General features: G+C 44.2%; 13 protein-coding genes and 6 tRNA genes. 12 read left to right on the top strand and 7 right to left on the bottom strand.

The window, feature by feature from the left end:
• Positions 1 to 189 precede the first annotated feature (189 nt).
• From UCH003_RS11020 to UCH003_RS10980, 9 genes are all read left to right on the top strand, one after another.
• Positions 190 to 1,431, top strand: a complete 1,242-nt coding sequence (locus tag UCH003_RS11020) for an OprD family outer membrane porin (RefSeq protein WP_060826544.1) — start codon at positions 190 to 192, stop codon at positions 1,429 to 1,431.
• 175 nt (positions 1,432 to 1,606) lie between these two features.
• Complete coding sequence (locus tag UCH003_RS11015) at positions 1,607 to 2,824, top strand: OprD family outer membrane porin (RefSeq protein WP_060826543.1); 1,218 nt, start codon at positions 1,607 to 1,609, stop codon at positions 2,822 to 2,824.
• Positions 2,825 to 2,979: 155 nt separating this feature from the next.
• Positions 2,980 to 4,098 (top strand): ABC transporter substrate-binding protein, encoded by a 1,119-nt coding sequence (locus UCH003_RS11010; protein ID WP_060826542.1) that lies wholly within the window; start codon positions 2,980 to 2,982, stop codon positions 4,096 to 4,098.
• A gap of 104 nt (positions 4,099 to 4,202) precedes the next feature.
• The gene (locus UCH003_RS11005; protein ID WP_231563851.1) at positions 4,203 to 5,099 is read left to right on the top strand and encodes a branched-chain amino acid ABC transporter permease; all 897 of its coding nucleotides are present in this window, start codon (positions 4,203 to 4,205) and stop codon (positions 5,097 to 5,099) included.
• A 1-nt stretch (position 5,100) separates the two neighbouring features.
• Entirely contained in the window at positions 5,101 to 6,132 is a 1,032-nt protein-coding gene (locus UCH003_RS11000; RefSeq protein ID WP_060826541.1) for a branched-chain amino acid ABC transporter permease, read from the top strand.
• Positions 6,129 to 6,896, top strand: coding sequence for an ABC transporter ATP-binding protein (locus UCH003_RS10995; RefSeq protein WP_060826540.1), 768 nt, complete (start codon positions 6,129 to 6,131; stop codon positions 6,894 to 6,896). Before UCH003_RS11000 ends, UCH003_RS10995 begins: the two co-directional genes overlap by 4 nt.
• Positions 6,889 to 7,584 (top strand): ABC transporter ATP-binding protein, encoded by a 696-nt coding sequence (locus UCH003_RS10990; protein WP_060826539.1) that lies wholly within the window; start codon positions 6,889 to 6,891, stop codon positions 7,582 to 7,584. The genes UCH003_RS10995 and UCH003_RS10990 overlap by 8 nt, the downstream gene beginning before the upstream one ends.
• Positions 7,585 to 7,703: 119 nt before the next feature.
• Complete coding sequence (ccsA, locus tag UCH003_RS10985; RefSeq protein WP_060826538.1) at positions 7,704 to 10,856, top strand: cytochrome c biogenesis protein CcsA; 3,153 nt, start codon at positions 7,704 to 7,706, stop codon at positions 10,854 to 10,856.
• Between the two features lie 64 nt (positions 10,857 to 10,920).
• A complete protein-coding gene (locus tag UCH003_RS10980) occupies positions 10,921 to 11,364 on the top strand; it encodes a hypothetical protein (RefSeq protein ID WP_039672251.1) in 444 nt (147 codons plus the stop codon).
• 14 nt (positions 11,365 to 11,378) lie between these two features.
• Here UCH003_RS10980 and UCH003_RS10975 read toward each other — a convergent pair.
• From UCH003_RS10975 to UCH003_RS10945, 7 genes are all read right to left on the bottom strand, one after another.
• A tRNA-Glu gene (locus tag UCH003_RS10975) sits at positions 11,379 to 11,453 on the bottom strand.
• A gap of 25 nt (positions 11,454 to 11,478) precedes the next feature.
• Positions 11,479 to 11,554: transfer RNA gene (locus tag UCH003_RS10970), tRNA-Lys, on the bottom strand.
• A gap of 53 nt (positions 11,555 to 11,607) precedes the next feature.
• Positions 11,608 to 11,684 (bottom strand) — tRNA-Asp (locus tag UCH003_RS10965).
• Positions 11,685 to 11,692: 8 nt separating this feature from the next.
• Positions 11,693 to 11,768, bottom strand: a tRNA-Val gene (locus tag UCH003_RS10960).
• 29 nt (positions 11,769 to 11,797) lie between these two features.
• Positions 11,798 to 11,873: transfer RNA gene (locus UCH003_RS10955), tRNA-Glu, on the bottom strand.
• Between the two features lie 15 nt (positions 11,874 to 11,888).
• Positions 11,889 to 11,964 (bottom strand) — tRNA-Lys (locus UCH003_RS10950).
• A gap of 71 nt (positions 11,965 to 12,035) precedes the next feature.
• Complete coding sequence (locus UCH003_RS10945) at positions 12,036 to 13,130, bottom strand: CinA family protein (RefSeq protein ID WP_041962109.1); 1,095 nt, start codon at positions 13,128 to 13,130, stop codon at positions 12,036 to 12,038.
• A 131-nt stretch (positions 13,131 to 13,261) separates the two neighbouring features.
• On the opposite strand from UCH003_RS10945, the gene ileS reads away from it, so the two are divergent.
• From ileS to gatA, 3 genes are read left to right on the top strand one after another with little or no spacing between them, the layout of a single operon-like run.
• Positions 13,262 to 16,024 (top strand): isoleucine--tRNA ligase, encoded by a 2,763-nt coding sequence (gene ileS / locus UCH003_RS10940; RefSeq protein WP_060826537.1) that lies wholly within the window; start codon positions 13,262 to 13,264, stop codon positions 16,022 to 16,024.
• A complete protein-coding gene (locus UCH003_RS13960) occupies positions 16,017 to 16,145 on the top strand; it encodes a hypothetical protein (protein ID WP_256497245.1) in 129 nt (42 codons plus the stop codon). The genes ileS and UCH003_RS13960 overlap by 8 nt, the downstream gene beginning before the upstream one ends.
• Entirely contained in the window at positions 16,142 to 17,500 is a 1,359-nt protein-coding gene (gatA, locus tag UCH003_RS10935; protein ID WP_039672254.1) for an Asp-tRNA(Asn)/Glu-tRNA(Gln) amidotransferase subunit GatA, read from the top strand. Before UCH003_RS13960 ends, gatA begins: the two co-directional genes overlap by 4 nt.
• Positions 17,501 to 17,510: the final 10 nt, after the last annotated feature.

Raw genomic sequence — 17,510 nt, 5'->3', positions numbered from 1 at the left:
AACGTTTGTCGGGAATGCCACAATGCCTTCCCGACGCTCTTTTAGAGCCCAAACACCTCTTCCTTCGGATTCTTTGGATCGCGTGACCCGAAAATCGGATTTTGCGTGACATTTTCCCCCTAATTTATTGTAATTTTCTCGTTTTTGTGATAGACTTATCTCGCCTTCAAAAAATTCAAAGGAGAAAATATGAAATTAGCTAAACTTAGCTTGGCGGCTATGGTAGTTGCTGGTCTTGCATCCAGCTCTTTTGCGGCAGACACATTGGCTGACGCATTTAAAAACGGTAAAGTATCAGGCGAATTAAGAGCATGGTATTTTGACAGAGAAGGTTCAGCAACCGCTGCTGAAGGTTCAACGGCTTCAAAAGCTATTAATGCCGACATCTTCAACGTAGGCGTTATTCTTGGTTACGTAACGGATTCTTTCTACGGTTTTAAATTGGGTGCAACCATCCAATCTAACTACGCTCCGTATGCCGACAGCGATGCAAAAGCAGATTTTGCTAGCGATGAATACGGTTCAGGTGCCGTTCTTTCTGAAGCGTATGTACAATACTCTATCGGCAACACGACAGCAAAAGTCGGTCGCCAATTTATCTCTACGCCATTGGTTAACGGTTCTGGTTCACGTATGATCAAACAAGCGTTTGAAGGTGCCGTAATCCTCAATACCGATCTTCCACAAACAACCTTGGCAACGGGTGTTGTAACGAAATACCAAGCAAGAACAAGTTCAACATTAAATGCATTCCCTCCATTTGCACATCCAGCAGGTGATGCTCCTCGTTTTGAGAACCTAGATAGTCTTGTTGATGCATATGCTTATACATTACTTGCTATCAATAAATCAATCCCCGGTACGACTTTAACGGCACAATGGGCTGGACTTGATAATTTTGCAGACTTCTACTACTTCGAAGCGGCATATGCTGGTAAAGCAGGCGAAATCTCTTACGGTTTGGCAGCAAACTATGAGTTAAAATCTCCTGATGCAGGTAAAGACGGTAAAATGTACGGTGCAAAACTTGATTTAGGCTTTGGCGACTTGAAAACATACGTAGCCTACACGAAAATTACCGATGATGCAGATGTAAGCGGTTTTGACGGCGGTGCCGGTTTCGGCGGCGGCGCACAAACAGCGTTTGCAAAAGCATACTCAAGCAAAACGGGAACGTATGATAAAGATTCAAAAGCATACTCAGTTGACGCAAACTACAACTTCAAAGCTATCGGTTTGTTAGCAGGTGCTAGATATACGGATGTTACAGTTGATTCTTCAGCCGTAAAAGACAGAGGTTATACCGATGTTTATATGCAATATGCATTTTCAGGCGCACTTAAAGGTTTTTCAACAGACGTTTCTTACCAAGACTGGTCAAAAGATGTTGACGGACACGATTTCTGGTTCAAAGCAAACTATAAATTCTAATTTATACGTTGCCTAATCGTCGAACAGCGGTATTTTTACCGCTGTTTCTCTTCTTAAATCTGCATTTTTCTTAAAAAGCTTACTTTTTCATCACTTTTTTTAGTTGACTTTCTATTTTTTTTTTGTATACTTCGTTTTGTAATCATTTAGTAATCTAAATTTTCAAGGAGAAAATATGAAATTAGCTAAACTTAGCTTGGCGGCTATGGTAGTTGCTGGTCTTGCATCCAGCTCTTTCGCGGCAGACACATTGGCTGACGCATTTAAACAAGGTTCTGTAAACGGTGAGTTAAAAGCTTACTATTTTTCACACGATGACGATAGCATGGATAGAGCGGATATTTTTAGTACGGGTATCATGCTTGGTTATAAAACGGCTTCATTTTACGGTTTTAGCTTAGGTTTAACAGCTCAAGGAAGTGCTTCTCCATTTGCCGATTCTGATGGCAAAGCTTATTATAATGGCGATATGTACGGTTCAGGTGCTGTATTGTCTGAGTCTTATCTTGCGTATTCTGCCGGTAAAACAACGGCAATGGTCGGTCGTATGTTCTTAGATACGCCTCTTGTAAGCGGAAGCGGTTCAAGAATTATCAAAGAAGCATTTGAAGGTGCTGCTATTATCAATACGGATCTTCCAAATACGACATTGATTGCCGGATACGTCCAAAAATTCCAATCTCGTACAGACCGTGACGGTAATGTTGGTAAGTTTACACGAAAAAGCGTTACAACTAACTCTTCAGTTAACGTAGATATCAATGACGGTGCATATACATTTGCCGCTATTAATAAATCAATTCCGGGTTTAACGTTAACCGGTGCTTATGCTTATGCTGAGGCTTTCGATACTATTGACGTAAATATTGCATATGTTGAAGCTCTTTATGAAGGAAAAGCAGGCGAGATTGGCTATACGTTAGGTGTTCAAGATTACTACAATGCATTTGACAATGCCGGTACACCAGACGATACAATCAATCTATACGCAGTTAAAGCAGGTTTAAGCTTTAAAGGCATCAACGGAACGGTTGCTTTCTCTCAAGTAAGTGACGATGCAGTTGTTGGTAATGCTATTGCTTCCGGTTTAGGTAACGGTGCAGATCTTCTTTATACCGACCCTGTTATTGCTATGAACGGTTATAATAGAGATACAAAATCTTACCTTATCGACTTAAACTATGACATTACAGCTGCTGCAAATATCGGTGCTCGCTATGTTTTAGCTGAAATGGGTACAGGTATTGATAAAGATGTATCTTCAACAGCAGTATACGGTACTTACAAATTTGATGCGGCTCTTAAAGGTTTCAGCCTTGGCGCTCAATATGAGAAACAAGGTCAAGACGGCGACGGCAATGACGTTTGGGTAAAAGCTAACTACAAATTCTAATCATGCCTTGATAACTTCGCCTCGCTATGAGGCGGAGTTTCTTTTTTACTCCTTTTCTTAACTGTCTATTTTTTATACACAACTTCACTTCTTTTAGATTCTTGCTTAAGTAACTTTTCTGTAATATTGTTTGATTACTACTACAAGGAGTATACATGAGAAAACTATCTGTTCTAGCCGCTTCCGCTCTTCTTTTAGCAAGCTCTTCTTTTGCGAAAGAGATTAACGTCGGTGTCGTTATGTCGATGAGCGGCCCGCTTGCCGCATACGGACAAACGTGCAACGAAGGTATCGAATTTGCACATTCGTTACAGCCGAAACTTAAAAACGGAGATACCGTTAAATTGGTATTGATCGACACGAAAGGCGATAAAGTCGAGTCTGCCAACGCAACGACGCGTTTGATTAGTTCCGATAAAGTCGTCGGTATCATCGGCGAATTGACGAGCACGAATACCGCGCAAGTCATTGCTATTGCCGATAAAAAAGAGATTCCGGTCATTGCTCCTGTTGCAACGAACGACAAATTGACCGAAGGTAAAAAATTTGCTAACCGCGTTTGTTTTACCGATTCGTTCCAAGGTGCAGTTGTTGCCAACTATGCGGCAAAAGACTTGAAACTTAAAACGGCGGTCGTCGTAGTCGATCAAGCGCAAGTGTACTCTTTGGGCCTTGCCAAAGCGTTTAAAGACGCATTTAGCGCCGCCGGCGGTAAAATCGTTAAAGAGATCAAAGTGAGCTCCGGCGATAAAGACTTTAAAGCCGTCGTTTCTCAAATCAAAGCGGCAAATCCTGATTTTATGTTCTTGCCGATGTATCACCCCGAAGTTTCTATGATTGCACGTCAAGCAAAACAAATCGGGCTTAATAAACCGATGTTCTCGGGAGACGGCGTTGCCAATCAAACCTTTATCGACTTAGGCGGCGATGCGGTTGAAGGCTACATGTTTACGGATTTCTTTGATTACGGTGCTCCTCCGACAGAACGTTCAAAAGAATTCATCAAAGCGTATGCTGCCAAAACCGGTAAACAAGAAGTCAACTCGTTTGTCGCCCTTGGTGCAGATGCCTACAACTTAATGGTAGACGCAATGAACCGTTGTGCTAATCCCGAAGACAATATTTGCGTCAATAACGAAATCAAAAAAACCAAAGGTTTTGAGGGTGTTTCGGGCGTGATCTCTATGGACGAACTCGGTAACTCTACGCGTTCAGCGGTTATCAAAGTCGTTCAAAACGCAAAAGCCGTTTACAAAGCAACCGTCAATCCTTAAAAGAACGACGTTTTTCTCTCCTCATTTCGGGGAGAGAATTTTAGACAAGTTGCCATATATGTCAGAGTGTGGTAAGTTTTTTAAAATTTTTTAGGAGCATCTATTTGGATTTTACAATGTTTATGCAACAGATGATCAACGGCTTTAGCCTTGGTAGTATGTATGCGCTGATCGCGATCGGGTATACGATGGTGTACGGCGTACTTCGCTTGATCAATTTCGCGCACGGCGATATTATGATGGTCGGCGGATTTTTAGGATTTTTCGGTGTAGCCGTTTTGGAACTCCCGTTCCTTGCCGCCGTTTTATTGGCGATCGTCGGTTCAGCACTCTTAGGTATGGCAAGCGATAGAATCGCCTATCGACCGCTTCGAAGCGCCCCCAAAATTTCTTTGTTGATTACGGCGATCGGCGTCAGCTTTTTTTTAGAAAACGCATTTAACGTTTTTTTCGGCGGCGTTCCAAGAGCTTTCCCCGTTCCGAGCGTTTTGGAAGATATCTTAGAATTCGGCGGACTTACGATTCCCGTATCGGCCTTGATCGTACCGATTTTGACGGCTATGTTATTAGCGATTATCTTGTGGGTTTTGTTTAAAACCAAGTACGGCATGGCGATTCGCGCCCTTGCGTTCGACGTCGATACGGTCAATCTTATGGGGATTGACGCCAATCGTATCATTACCATTGTTTTTGGGATGGGCTCGGCACTTGCGGCGGTCGGCGGTATTTTTTGGGTCGTGAATTATCCTTCCGTCGATCCGATGATGGGTGTTTTAGTCGGGCTTAAAGCGTTTGCGGCAGCGGTAGTCGGTGGCATCGGAAGCGTCGGCGGGGCCGTTTTAGGAGGGTTGATTATCGGCTTTACCGAAGTGGTCGTGATTGCTTTTTTCCCGGAGTTGGGCGGATACAAAGATGCATTTGCGTTTATCTTTCTGATCTTAATTTTATTGTTCAAACCGACCGGTATTTTAGGAATTGATTTTGAAAAGAGTAGGTTTTAAGATGACGGTAAAAAAAGATCAATGGATTAACCTTTCATTCGTGTTCGGTGTTATCGGATTTATCGGTATCGCCAATAGTTTTTTTGACGAATATACGATTCGTATTTTAAACAATATCGCTATTTTTACGATTTTGGCGGTCAGTTACAATCTGATTAACGGCGTTACGGGGCAGTTTTCGCTCGAGCCGAACGGTTTTGTCGCTATCGGCGCTTACGTCACCGCGCTTTTATTGGTTTCTCCCGAAGCCAAACAGTATCAATACGCGATCGTCGATCCGTATCCTTTCGTGTTAAGCTTGCATGCCAATTTCGTGGTTGCTTTAGTGTTGTCGGGATTTTTTGCGACATGTTTGGCGTTGGTACTCTCTTTCCCGGTTTTTAGGGTTCGAGGAGACTATTTGGCGATCGTAACGCTTGGTTTTGGATTTATCATCAAAATATTTGCGATCAATTATCCCGAAGTAACCAACGGTTCTTTAGGGCTAAACGATATTCCCGAATTTTCTAATCTGTATTGGACGGGCGGTATTGCGATTATCGCAGTTATAACGGTTTTGAACATCGTCAATTCTAAATTCGGACGTGCTATGAAAGCGGTACGCGACGATGAAGATGCGGCGATTGCAATGGGTGTCAATACTTTTAAAGCCAAAACCTTTGCCTTTTGCACGAGTGCTTTTTTTGAAGGCGTCGGCGGCGGGCTTTTGGCGGCATTGCTGACAAGCATTTCGCCTGATCTTTTTGACTTTTTCTTTACGTTTCAATTGTTGATTATTATCGTGCTCGGAGGACTCGGCAGTACGACGGGTGCGATTGTCGGAACGATTTTAGTAATGGGCGGAAGCGAATGGATGCGCTTTTTGGACGAACCGATGAAATTTTTCGGTTATACGACGCCGGCAATGCCCGGATTGCGTATGGTCGTCTTTTCGTTAATCTTAATTTTTATTATGCTCTTTGCTCGAGAAGGCATTATGGGCAAGAAAGAACTTAAAGATCTTTTCAAAGGCCGTAAAAGGAGTGCGAAATGATCTTACATGTCAATAACGTCACTAAAAATTTCGGCGGCGTAACGGCGATTAAAGAGACGAGTTTTAGCGTCGATCGAAAAGAGATTTTCGGACTGATCGGGCCTAACGGTGCGGGTAAAACGACAATGTTTAACATCATCACGGGAAATTACGAACCAAGTTCAGGAGAAGTCATTTTCCGAAACGAGATGATTCACGGATTGAAACCGCATTTAATCGTTCGCCGCGGTATCGCCCGAACGTTTCAAAACATTCGTCTGTTTTCGAGTATGAGCGTTTTGGATAACGTTTTGATCGGATTTGATTTCCAAGCACGCTACAGTTTCTTTGAAGCTATTTCGCGTTTTCCGCGTTTTATCGGCGAAGAAAAACGCATCAAAAAGCGCGCATTCGAGATTTTGGACTATTTTGGAATGAGTGCGTTTGCCCATGACAAAGCGGTCGATTTGAGTTACGGTCAGCAACGTAAAGTCGAGATTGCACGTGCATTGGCGACCAATCCGGAATTGCTACTGCTTGACGAACCTGCGGCGGGTATGAATCCTTCCGAGACGGAAGAGTTAGGAAACATCATCAAAAAAGCGCGTGAAGATTTCGACTTAACGGTACTTTTGATCGAACACGATATGAAATTCGTCAATCAATTGTGCGACAAAGTGTTGGTGCTTGATTACGGTAAAACCATTTTCGAAGGAAAGCCCAGCGACGCGATTCAAGATTCTGAAGTGATTTCGGCGTATTTAGGAGATTTTCATCATGATTAACGTTAAAAACCTACATGTCTATTACGGACTGATCGAAGCGGTCAAAGGGATCGATTTTGACGTGAAAGAGGGGGAAATCGTCTCGTTGATCGGTAGCAACGGTGCGGGTAAAAGTTCGACCTTGAAAGCACTGCTCAACAGCGTCAAAAAAACGGGAGATATTAATTTTTTAGGGTTCGATACCAAACACCATAAAACGCATACGCTCGTTCAACACGGACTTTCGCTGGTTCCGGAAGGTCGTAAAATCTTTATCAACCTAACGGTTGAAGAAAATTTACGTATGGGCGCGTTTAATAACGACGAAAATTACGAACATCTGCGCGATGCGATGTACGGGCTTTTCCCTCGTATCAAAGACAAACGCTATCAACTTGCGGGAACGATGAGCGGGGGCGAGCAACAAATGTTGGCGATTTCGCGAGCTTTGATGGGAGAACCGAAACTTTTGATGTTGGATGAACCGAGCCTCGGTCTTGCACCTAAAATCGTCGGAGAGGTTTTTGAAACGATTCTTCGCCTGAGAGACGAGGGCATTACCATTCTCCTCGTAGAACAAAACGCTTTTGCCGCATTGAAAATTTCCGATAAAGCCTACGTTTTAGAAAACGGCAAAATCGTGATGAGCGGTAAAGCTTCCGAGATGATCGGAGACGACACAATCCGCAAAAAATACCTCGGCGGATAAGATTAAAACTGCTTACATGTAGCCTCTGAAACGATGAGGCTACCGCTTCTTTAACGATTTATAAATTATTTACTCTAAAAAGGTAACATACCCCTATTTTGTTACGAAGGAAATTTGGAATGAACGGTGTATTGAAGCAACTTTTATCGATGAAAGTTGCGATTGTTTTGCTCTTACTTTTTGGCCTTTTTAGTGCCGTTGCGACTTTTGTGGAGAACGATTTCGGTGCCGAGACGAGTTGGGCGCTGATTTATACGTCATGGTGGTTTGAACTTCTGCAAATAGCTCTTGGTATCGTACTCATTTACAATATAATCCATTATAAAATCTACACACGCGATAAACTTCCTTCTTTGATGTTTCATTTTAGTTTTCTTTTGATTCTTATCGGTTCGGGGATGACGCGTTATTTCGGTTTTGAAGGCTCTTTGCACATTCGAAACGGTATGGAAGAAAACCGCGTACTCTCTTCGGAAGCGTTTGTACAAGCTTCCGCACTCAAAGAGGGGAAAAGCTATAGTTATGCGCATCCTCTGTTGCTTTCCCAAATGGGCGGGAATCATTTTAATTTTGGCTTGGACGTCGGCGGCGAAAAAGCACATGTAAGTTTTAAAGAGTATTTTCCGCGGGCGACTAAAAAAGTCGTCGACGACCCTAACGGAGTTGCGATGATTTCCATGATACTCAGTGCTTACGGGGAGAGTTTAAGTATTGCACTCAAAGAAGGCGAATTTTACGAAACACCCGATTATATTTTTAGTTTCAATGCGAAGCTTGATAAACCGAGTAAGCCGATAGTACGCTTTTTTAGGGAAAACAAAAGCTTTTACATGCTCTCAGACGAAAACGTATCGTGGTTTAAAATGGCGGAAAATACTCGCGGAACGTTTGAGGCAAACCGTAAAGAAGCGTTCACGACGGGACAGCTTTATACCGTCGGTACTATGAATTTTGCACCGCGTTATATCGGCTTAAAAGGAAAAGAGAAAGTCGTTGAAGATAAAAATCCGATGATTCAAGCAGGTGTTGAGTCCGCGTTGGTCGTGACGGTCGAATTTAAAGGTGAACGACACGATGTTGCGATGTTCGGACAAGGCAAAGGTGCTAAAGGCGAGCCGACGAAGATAATAATTGCAGGCATTCCGTTTGTATTTGAATGGGGTTCGAAGACGTTTACGTTGCCTTTTTCCATTCAGTTGAACGAATTTCAATTAGATCGATACCCAGGTTCCATGTCGCCAATGTCATATGCCAGCGAAGTTGAAGTCGTCGATAAAGATCAAAACGTACGTTTGCCGTTTCGTATCTATATGAATCACGTCTTGGACTACCGAGGATTCCGTTTTTTCCAATCATCGTACGATAAAGACGAAAAGGGTACGATTTTATCGGTCAATAACGATCCGGGAAAAATTCCGACTTATTTAGGATACTTTTTGTTAAGTTTAGGACTTTTTTTAAACCTGCTCAATCCCCAAAGCCGTTTTCGCAAATTAGCGTTTATGATTCAGCGCGACACGGTTAAGATGAAATCGGTGCTTGTACTCGTAAGCGCGATGCTTTTAACGTGGACACAGCCTTTACATGCGTATACTACAGAAGAGTATTTAAGCTTTTTGAAACAGTACGACGTCAAACATGCCGATCGTTTCGGTAAAGTGTTGGTGCAAAGCGTGGACGGGCGTATCAAACCGATCGATACCGTTGCATTCGAAGTGCTTAACAAAGTATACGGTGGTTCGACGTATCAAGGTATGAATGCCAATCAAGTCGTTTTGAGCATGATGAGTTCTCCGGCGGAATGGCAATCGCTTCCGATTATCAAAGTGTTTCATCCCGAACTCAAAAAGATGATCGGGATTCCCGATAATCAAAAATACGCGTCCTTTAACGACTTTTTTGAAAAAGAGGGTGATCACGGCTTTAAACTGGCGAAGTTTTCCGAAGAAGCCAACCGAAAAAAACCCGCATTACGCAACCAGTTTGATAAAGACGTCTTAAAAGTCGACGAACGCGTTAACATCTGTTATATGGTCTATACCGGAGAAATTTTTAAAATGATCCCGAAACAAAACGACCTCTCGAAACGATGGTTTGCACCTCAAGAAGCCGTAATGAATTTTTCAAAACAAGAGGGCGATGAAGTGCGGGCATTGTTGGGCGGTTATTTTGAGGCAATCGGAGAAGGCTTGGAAAAAAGCAACTGGGACAATGCCGACAAAGCACTGGATAAACTTCAGTCTTACCAAGAACAATACGGAGCCGACATTATTCCCGCATCAAGCCGCATTAAAGCGGAAATCTTTTTTAACCATGCAAAAATTTTCGATCGTTTGACGCCGCTTTATCTCTTAAGCGGGTTGATACTTTTATGCTTTATTTTTGCCAAAATGGTTAAACCAAAACTCTCTATCCAATGGATAGCCCAAGCAGTATTAACGCTGACGGTCATCGGCTTTTTGGTTCACAGTGCCGGACTCGGCCTTCGCTGGTACATCGCACAGCATGCACCGTGGAGCGACGGATACGAATCCATGATCTACATCGCATGGGCTATTGCGTTAGCGGGTATTTTCTTTGCACGCCAGTCGGTTGTTTCTTTATCGTTGACGTCGATCTTAGCCGGTATTACGCTTTTTGTCGCACATTTAAGTTGGATGGATCCGCAAATTACCAATCTGGTTCCCGTTTTAAAATCGTATTGGCTCAATATCCATGTCTCCGTTATTACGGCAAGTTACGGCTTTTTCGGTTTGTGCGCGCTTTTGGGCTTTTTTACGCTCGTTTTATTTATCTTACGTAGCGGTAGTCAAGCCAAACATAACCGAAATCAAGAGTTGGATCGCAATATTATCGAAGCGACGCGTATCAATGAAATGGCAATGATTTTAGGGCTCAGCCTTTTAACGGTCGGTAACTTTTTGGGAGGCGTATGGGCGAACGAGTCGTGGGGGAGGTACTGGGGTTGGGATCCAAAAGAGACGTGGGCCTTGGTATCCATCTTAGTATACGCGGCCGTCGTGCATTTTCGCTTTGTGCCGAAGCTCAATACGCCGTTTGTATTTGCCGTAGCGTCTACCGTTTCGTTTGCTTCGATTATTATGACCTATTTCGGGGTTAACTTTTATCTCTCCGGTATGCACTCGTATGCGGCAGGCGATCCGATACCCGTACCGAGCTTTGTTTACTATACGGTCGCGATCGTTGCATTGACGATTGCACTCGCATATCCCAAACGAACCTTACGTCAAGATACAAAACCTTCCGCTTGAAAGAGGCCTATGGCCTTTTTCAAGTTGTGCTATAATAGCCCCAAAAATCAGGAAGGCTATAGGCATGCAAGAGAATTATCTGATTCTTGCCATTGTTGCGGTTATCGCAATTGTCATTATCTCTTTATTTATTGTTGTCGCGAATCTTCAAAAAACCGTTGTGATCGAAGTGGCTCCGAGCCAAGTCGAACAAGAAAAAGCTCGTAAAATCGCTATCGAAGCGATGGTGGAAATTGCAGCTAAACGCAATTCGACGCGTAACGATCTGACCAATGCTATTTTACAAGTTGCCAAAGCCTGCCCGTTTCCCGAAAAACAAAAAGGGATGGCTCCAAAAATTGCCAAAGTGTATCTCAATTTCGTATTGTTGGTTGCGAGTCATCGTAATGCGGACGCGAAGTTGATCGCTTTTATGGATGAAGAGTTGAAAAAAGCCAATCCCGAATACAAGCAAGAAATCGATATTTATGAAAATGAGGGAATCAATCAACGAGGGAAAAGAATTTAACATATGAAAGAAAATGGCGACCCCAGGGGGACTTGAACCCCCGTTCCCGCCTTGAGAGGGCGGTGTCCTAACCACTAGACGATGGGGTCGCACACGTGATTTTGCTTAGGACAATGGTGACCCGTGATGGATTCGAACCATCGACCACCTCCTTAAAAGGGAGATGCTCTACCTGCTGAGCTAACGAGTCATGCTCAGACGGTTTCATCGTAACGATAAGAAAGAGCTGAGGGAAATAAATCGTGGCGCGGCGGACGGGGCTCGAACCCGCGACCCCCGGCGTGACAGGCCGATATTCTAACCAACTGAACTACCGCCGCACACGAAATGGTGGTCGCTATAAGACTCGAACTTATGACATCCACCTTGTAAGGGTGGCGCTCTACCAACTGAGCTAAGCGACCAAAGGGACACTACGTTAAAAAGAATTAAATGGCGACCCCAAGGGGATTTGAACCCCTGTAACCGCCGTGAAAGGGCGGGATCCTGGACCACTAGACGATGGGGTCGCACAAATAAAAAAGTGGTGACCCGTGATGGATTCGAACCATCGACCACCTCCTTAAAAGGGAGATGCTCTACCGGCTGAGCTAACGAGTCATTCACCGTTCTTCTCGTAATGAGGCTGAAATTATAGAGAAAAAAATTTCATTTGTCAAGAGAAATTTGCACTATTTTAAAAAAAGTGTTTCTCCGACATGCAAAAGAAGTTTAAAGGCGTGATACGCGCTTTGACGTTGGATATAGTGTCGATCGCCTTCTAAAAGGAGCCTTTCGATCAGGACGTTTCCTTCTTTATCGCGGGCACCCACAAAAACCGTCCCGACGGGTTTTTCGATGCTTCCGCCGGTCGGTCCCGCGATACCGCTTGTGGCAATCGCATAGTCGGCCAAGCTGGCGTTTAAAACGCCTTCCAACATCTCCCTAACGCACAATTCGCTCACCGCACCGTGACGTTCGAGGGTCTCTTCATTGACGCCGAGCCATGATGCTTTGATTTCATTGGCGTAGGAAACGATGCCGCCTTTAAAAACGGCGGAGACTCCCGAATGTTCGGTTAACATCGAAGCGATCAATCCTCCGGTGCAACTTTCCGCAACGCTTAAGGTCTTACCGTGCGTTTCTAAACAGGTACAAATATGCTCGATAACATCGGGATGCTGAATGACTTTTTGAGGTAAGAGCGATTTAACGGCTTTGAAAAAACTCTCTAAATTGCCGTATTTGTTTGAAACGGCTTCGACGCTTATCCATCCGTCGATGATTGTCGTCGGAGTGATGCGGATTTCGTAATTTTGTGCTAAGGGTTCGACGAGAATTTTCAAGGAATCTTCATCGATATTGATGATGGAAAAAAGGGACGATTCGTTGGTGTTATCGATAAAAATAGGCGGAAGTTTTTTATTTTCCGTCGCTTTTATGACGTTGATATATTTGCCCTCCCGCGCTAAAAGGTAGCTGTCGGTTTCATAACGAACGGCCTTAGAGGGGATCAACATACCGCCTTTGAGTTCCAACGTCTCTTCACCGAGCGTCGCGATAACTTTGTTGACTAGATTAAAACTGTCGTTGGAGGTGACGATAACGATTTCGTCGGCATGCGAAATCGATTCTTCTAACACAAAAAAGAGGTCTTTGTCGTTTTTATCGATATAGACGGTTTGATCGGGAAGATTCAAATGTTTCGTGATCGTGGAATGGATATAATTTAAAAACGGCAGATTGTATCGCAAGGCTTTTCCTACGACGATCAAAGAGCTTTTCATGCACAACCTTTTTTAGTTTGTATTATAGCATCTTGCGATGCGTAAGTGCTTCTTAAATCGTTTTTAGGTAAACTTGCCTCATTTTAAGATGCTTACATGTAAGAGTCTTAGCTTCCAAGGAGAGAGACTAAATGGACTATAAAGAGACCTTGCTTCTTCCTCAAACGGCGTTCCCGATGAGAGGCAATCTACCCCAAAACGAACCCGCTCGTTACGCTAAGTGGTTTTCAAAAGAGGAAAGCGCTTACGCACGCATGATCAAGAATCGCGAAAACAGTTCCAAGACGTTTATTTTGCACGACGGGCCTCCTTACGCAAATGGACACATTCACATTGGACACGCGCTGAACAAAATTCTCAAAGATGTCATTGTTAAAACCCACTATTTTTTTGGCGAGAAAGTTCGTTACGTTCCTGGTTGGGATTGCCATGGTTTGCCCATTGAGCAACAGGTTGAAAAAAATCTAGGTAAAGAGAAAAAAGACGCACTTCCTAAAAGTAAAATCAGAGAGTTGTGTCGTGAACATGCCCGCAAATTTATCGATATTCAAAGAGAAGAGTTCAAATCGTTAGGCGTCATTGGCGATTGGGACAATCCCTATATGACGATGAAGTTTAAATTTGAAGCCGATATTTACCGTGCCTTGTGCGGTGTGGCTGAGCGCGGTCTTTTGGTTGAGCGAAGCAAACCCGTTTACTGGTCATGGGCGGCACGCAGTGCGTTAGCCGAAGCCGAAGTGGAGTATGAAGACAAAGAAGATTACTCTATCTTTGTTGCCTTTGCACTCAGCTCTGAAGCCAAAGCAAAACTGGAAATCAGCTCGGATGCTTCAGTAATCATCTGGACAACAACGCCATGGACATTGCCTGCCAACGTGGGTATTTCGTTTAGTCCAAATGAAAATTATGTGTTGACATCGGATGGCTACATCGTCGCTGAGCCTTTACATGTAAAACTGTTAGAGCAAGGTGTGGTACAAGGTGACGTTGTTAAAACCTTTAAAGCCAGCGTGTTGGAGAACAGTTTTGCCATCAATCCTCTTAACGGTCGAAAATCACAACTGATTTTAGGCGATCACGTCACAATGGATGGTGGTAGCGGCTGTGTTCATACCGCACCAGGGCATGGTGATGATGACTACAAAGTCGGGCTTCGCTATGGTCTTGAAGTGATTATGCCCGTCGATGAGCGTGGTTGTTACGATGAGACAGTGGTTCATTTAGGGCTACTTCCCGATGCGCAGAGTTTTGTAGGCGAGCATATCTTTAAATGCAATGAGCGCATTTTAGAACTTTTGGGTGATCGATTGCTTAAATGTTCCAAATTCACTCACTCCTATCCGTTTTGTTGGAGAACGCATCAACCGGTCATCTACCGTGCAACCAAGCAGTGGTTTGTCGCAATGGATGAAGCCGTTGGTGGACGTGAAAGCCTTCGCAAAATGGCGATGGATGAACTTGAAAAAGTGCGTTTTTACCCAAAATCAGGTATCAACCGTTTGGGTTCGATGATCGAAAATCGCCCGGATTGGTGTATCTCCCGTCAGCGCGATTGGGGTGTGCCAATAGCCTTTTTTAGAGACAAAACAACGGGTAAACCTATTTTTGATACCAAGGTCGTAACACACATTGCCGCCATCTTTGAAGAAAAAGGTGCGGATGCGTGGTGGGATTTGGAGATCAAAGACCTTTTGGTTGAAAACAGTGGCTATAAAGCAGAAAACCTTGAAAAAGTGATGGATATTCTAGACGTCTGGTTTGATAGCGGTAGTACATGGAAAGCGGTACTTGAATCGTCCGATTATGATGCGGGAAGTTATCCTGCGACCATGTATTTTGAAGGAAGCGATCAACACCGTGGTTGGTTCCAAAGCTCACTGCTTGTTAGCACCGCCAATAATGGCATCGCGCCATACCAGAAAGTCTTGACTCATGGATTTACCATGGATGAAAAGGGCGAGAAAATGAGCAAATCGAAGGGAAATGTTATCTCCCCGATTGATATTGCCAAAAGCCATGGTGTCGAGATTTTACGCCTCTGGGCTGTTACCAGTGAATACATGAGCGACCAAAAAATCAGTGATAATATCTTAAAACAAGTCAGCGAGCAGTATCGAAAAATCCGTAATACGTTTCGTTTTTTACTTGCCAATATCAACGACTTGGAAACGCTTTTGCCCTACGAGCAGATGGGGGCGTTGGATCGTTGGATATTATCCCATGCCAAAGCCGTTTTCGATGAGGCGGAAGGCTATTTTAGGGAGTACGAATTTTCCAAAGGCTTTGCGCTTTTGAACCATTTTATTGCGGTGGAACTCAGCGGTATTTACCTCGATATTTCCAAAGACAGGCTCTATTGTAACGCCAAAAACGACACGATCCGCCTCTCCGCACAAAGCGCGATGGCACTGATTACCGAGCGTATGATGGCTTTATTTGCGCCGACGCTTACGTATACGATCGACGAAATGATGGAGTATGCGCCGAACATCGTGAAACAAGGCGGTACCGGTGTTTTTGATCTGGTCTATCAACCGCTACCGGATCATACGTCTTCGTTTGACGAAGCTTACATGATCGAAGCACGAGAGAAATTTTTTGAAATCGTCGATAGTTTGAAGAAAGAAAAAGTGATTAAATCGACGTTGGAATTGGTCATACAAACGGCGTCCGCAAAAATCATCGCACTCGATAAGGTCGATGCGGAAGATTGGTTTACGGTCAGCCGCGTGATCGAGCATGAAGAAAGCGGCGAAATCGGCGTTTTTGAAGTCGAAAAAGATCGTTTTAAAATTTTAAAAGCTCCTAAATGCAAATGTCCACGTTGTTGGAAATACCGATCAAAAAGCGAAGAAGAGCTATGCCACCGATGCGCCGAGGCTCTCAATGGTTGATTTGAGCGCTCCCGTACAGCTTAGCTTTATTTTCGAAACCGTCGGCGCTATTTTTATCGTCATCGGCGTGTGCGTTTACCTCGTCAATCGACGAACGAAACAGTTAAAGGAACATCATTGATTACGCTAAAAGAAGCATTAACCCTTCCTGCCGAAGCTTTGAAAGAGATTCGAGACGACTTAAAAAAAGAGATTGCAGCCAAAAAAGAGCTGGGTGCATACGTTGAACAACTCACAAATCAACCGATCGGCGAGTACGGCGAGGGAATTCCTATCGCGTTGAAAGACAATATTCAAGTCAAAGGCTGGGAAGTCACCAGCGGTTCGAACATTTTGCAAGGCTACGTCGCTCCTTACAACGCAACCGTCGTCGATAACATGTTACGCCGCGGACTTGCTCCTTTCGGACGCACGAATATGGACGAATTTGCGATGGGAAGCTCCACCGAATCGTCTTTTTACGGCAAAACCTTGAATCCGCATAATCCCATGTGCGTTCCGGGCGGCAGTAGCGGCGGAAGCGCGGCGGCCGTTGCGGCGGGCATTGCTATTGCGGCTCTTGGTAGCGATACGGGCGGAAGTATCCGTCAGCCCGCGGCTTTTTGCGGTTGCGTCGGACTCAAACCCACTTACGGAAAAGTGAGCCGTTACGGTTTGGGCGCCTATTCGAGCTCTTTAGATCAAATCGGACCGATTACGCAAAACGTCGAAGACGCCGCAATTTTGTACGATATTATCGCGGGACACGAACCTAAAGATTCTACGAGTGCCGCTATGGCGCATGAGAGCGTTGCCGATAAACTCAATCCCGATCGTAAAATGACGATTGCCGTCATCGAAAATTACCTCAATGAAGCAAGTTCCGAAGTACGCGAGAAGATGTTAGAGGGGATTAAAGCACTGCAAAGTGCCGGACATACGATCGTGTATCGCAATTTTATCAACTCCAAATACGACATCGCAACCTATTACGTGATTGCAACCGCGGAAGCGAGCGCGAACTTAAGCCGTTATGACGGTGTACGTTACGGCAATCGACACAACAGCGATTCGTTAAAAGAGATGTTCATTCAAAGCCGAAGTTTGGGTTTCGGCGAAGAGGTCAAACGAAGAATTTTACTCGGAACGTTTGTCTTGAGTAGCGGTTACTACGACGCGTATTATATTAAAGCGCAACGTGCACGTCACTTTATCAAAGCGCAATACGAAGCGATTTTTCAAGAAGCGGATCTGATTTTTATGCCGGTGACGCCTACCGCGGCGTTTGAGTTCGGCTCTAAAGCGGATCCTTTGGAAATGTACTTAAGCGATATTTATACGATTTCACTGAATCTTGCCGGATTACCCGGTATTTCGGTTCCTTTGGGTAAAAATCAAGAAGGGCTACCCATCGGCGGACAATTGATAGGACAAGCCTACGGTGAGCAAGCGTTACTCGACGGTGCGCTAAGCTTAGAGCGAGCATTAGGGTTATAGGAGAAGCACA

Origin of the sequence: Sulfurospirillum cavolei, from assembly GCF_001548055.1 — a bacterium.
In the GTDB taxonomy this organism is placed as follows: Bacteria; Campylobacterota; Campylobacteria; order Campylobacterales; family Sulfurospirillaceae; genus Sulfurospirillum.
This window is presented reverse-complemented; position numbering and strand designations above follow the sequence as displayed.

What these genes read in the sequence shown, in the direction of transcription:
- UCH003_RS11020 (WP_060826544.1), top strand. Translation starts at nt 190, where the DNA reads ATGAAATTAGCTAAACTTAGCTTGGCGGCTATGGTAGTTGCTGGTCTT.
- UCH003_RS11015 (WP_060826543.1), top strand. Translation starts at nt 1,607, where the DNA reads ATGAAATTAGCTAAACTTAGCTTGGCGGCTATGGTAGTTGCTGGTCTT.
- UCH003_RS11010 (WP_060826542.1), top strand. Translation starts at nt 2,980, where the DNA reads ATGAGAAAACTATCTGTTCTAGCCGCTTCCGCTCTTCTTTTAGCAAGC.
- UCH003_RS11000 (WP_060826541.1), top strand. Translation starts at nt 5,101, where the DNA reads ATGACGGTAAAAAAAGATCAATGGATTAACCTTTCATTCGTGTTCGGT.
- UCH003_RS10995 (WP_060826540.1), top strand. Translation starts at nt 6,129, where the DNA reads ATGATCTTACATGTCAATAACGTCACTAAAAATTTCGGCGGCGTAACG.
- UCH003_RS10990 (WP_060826539.1), top strand. Translation starts at nt 6,889, where the DNA reads ATGATTAACGTTAAAAACCTACATGTCTATTACGGACTGATCGAAGCG.
- ccsA (WP_060826538.1), top strand. Translation starts at nt 7,704, where the DNA reads ATGAACGGTGTATTGAAGCAACTTTTATCGATGAAAGTTGCGATTGTT.
- UCH003_RS10980 (WP_039672251.1), top strand. Translation starts at nt 10,921, where the DNA reads ATGCAAGAGAATTATCTGATTCTTGCCATTGTTGCGGTTATCGCAATT.
- UCH003_RS10945 (WP_041962109.1), bottom strand. Translation starts at nt 13,130, where the DNA reads ATGAAAAGCTCTTTGATCGTCGTAGGAAAAGCCTTGCGATACAATCTG.
- ileS (WP_060826537.1), top strand. Translation starts at nt 13,262, where the DNA reads ATGGACTATAAAGAGACCTTGCTTCTTCCTCAAACGGCGTTCCCGATG.
- UCH003_RS13960 (WP_256497245.1), top strand. Translation starts at nt 16,017, where the DNA reads ATGGTTGATTTGAGCGCTCCCGTACAGCTTAGCTTTATTTTCGAAACC.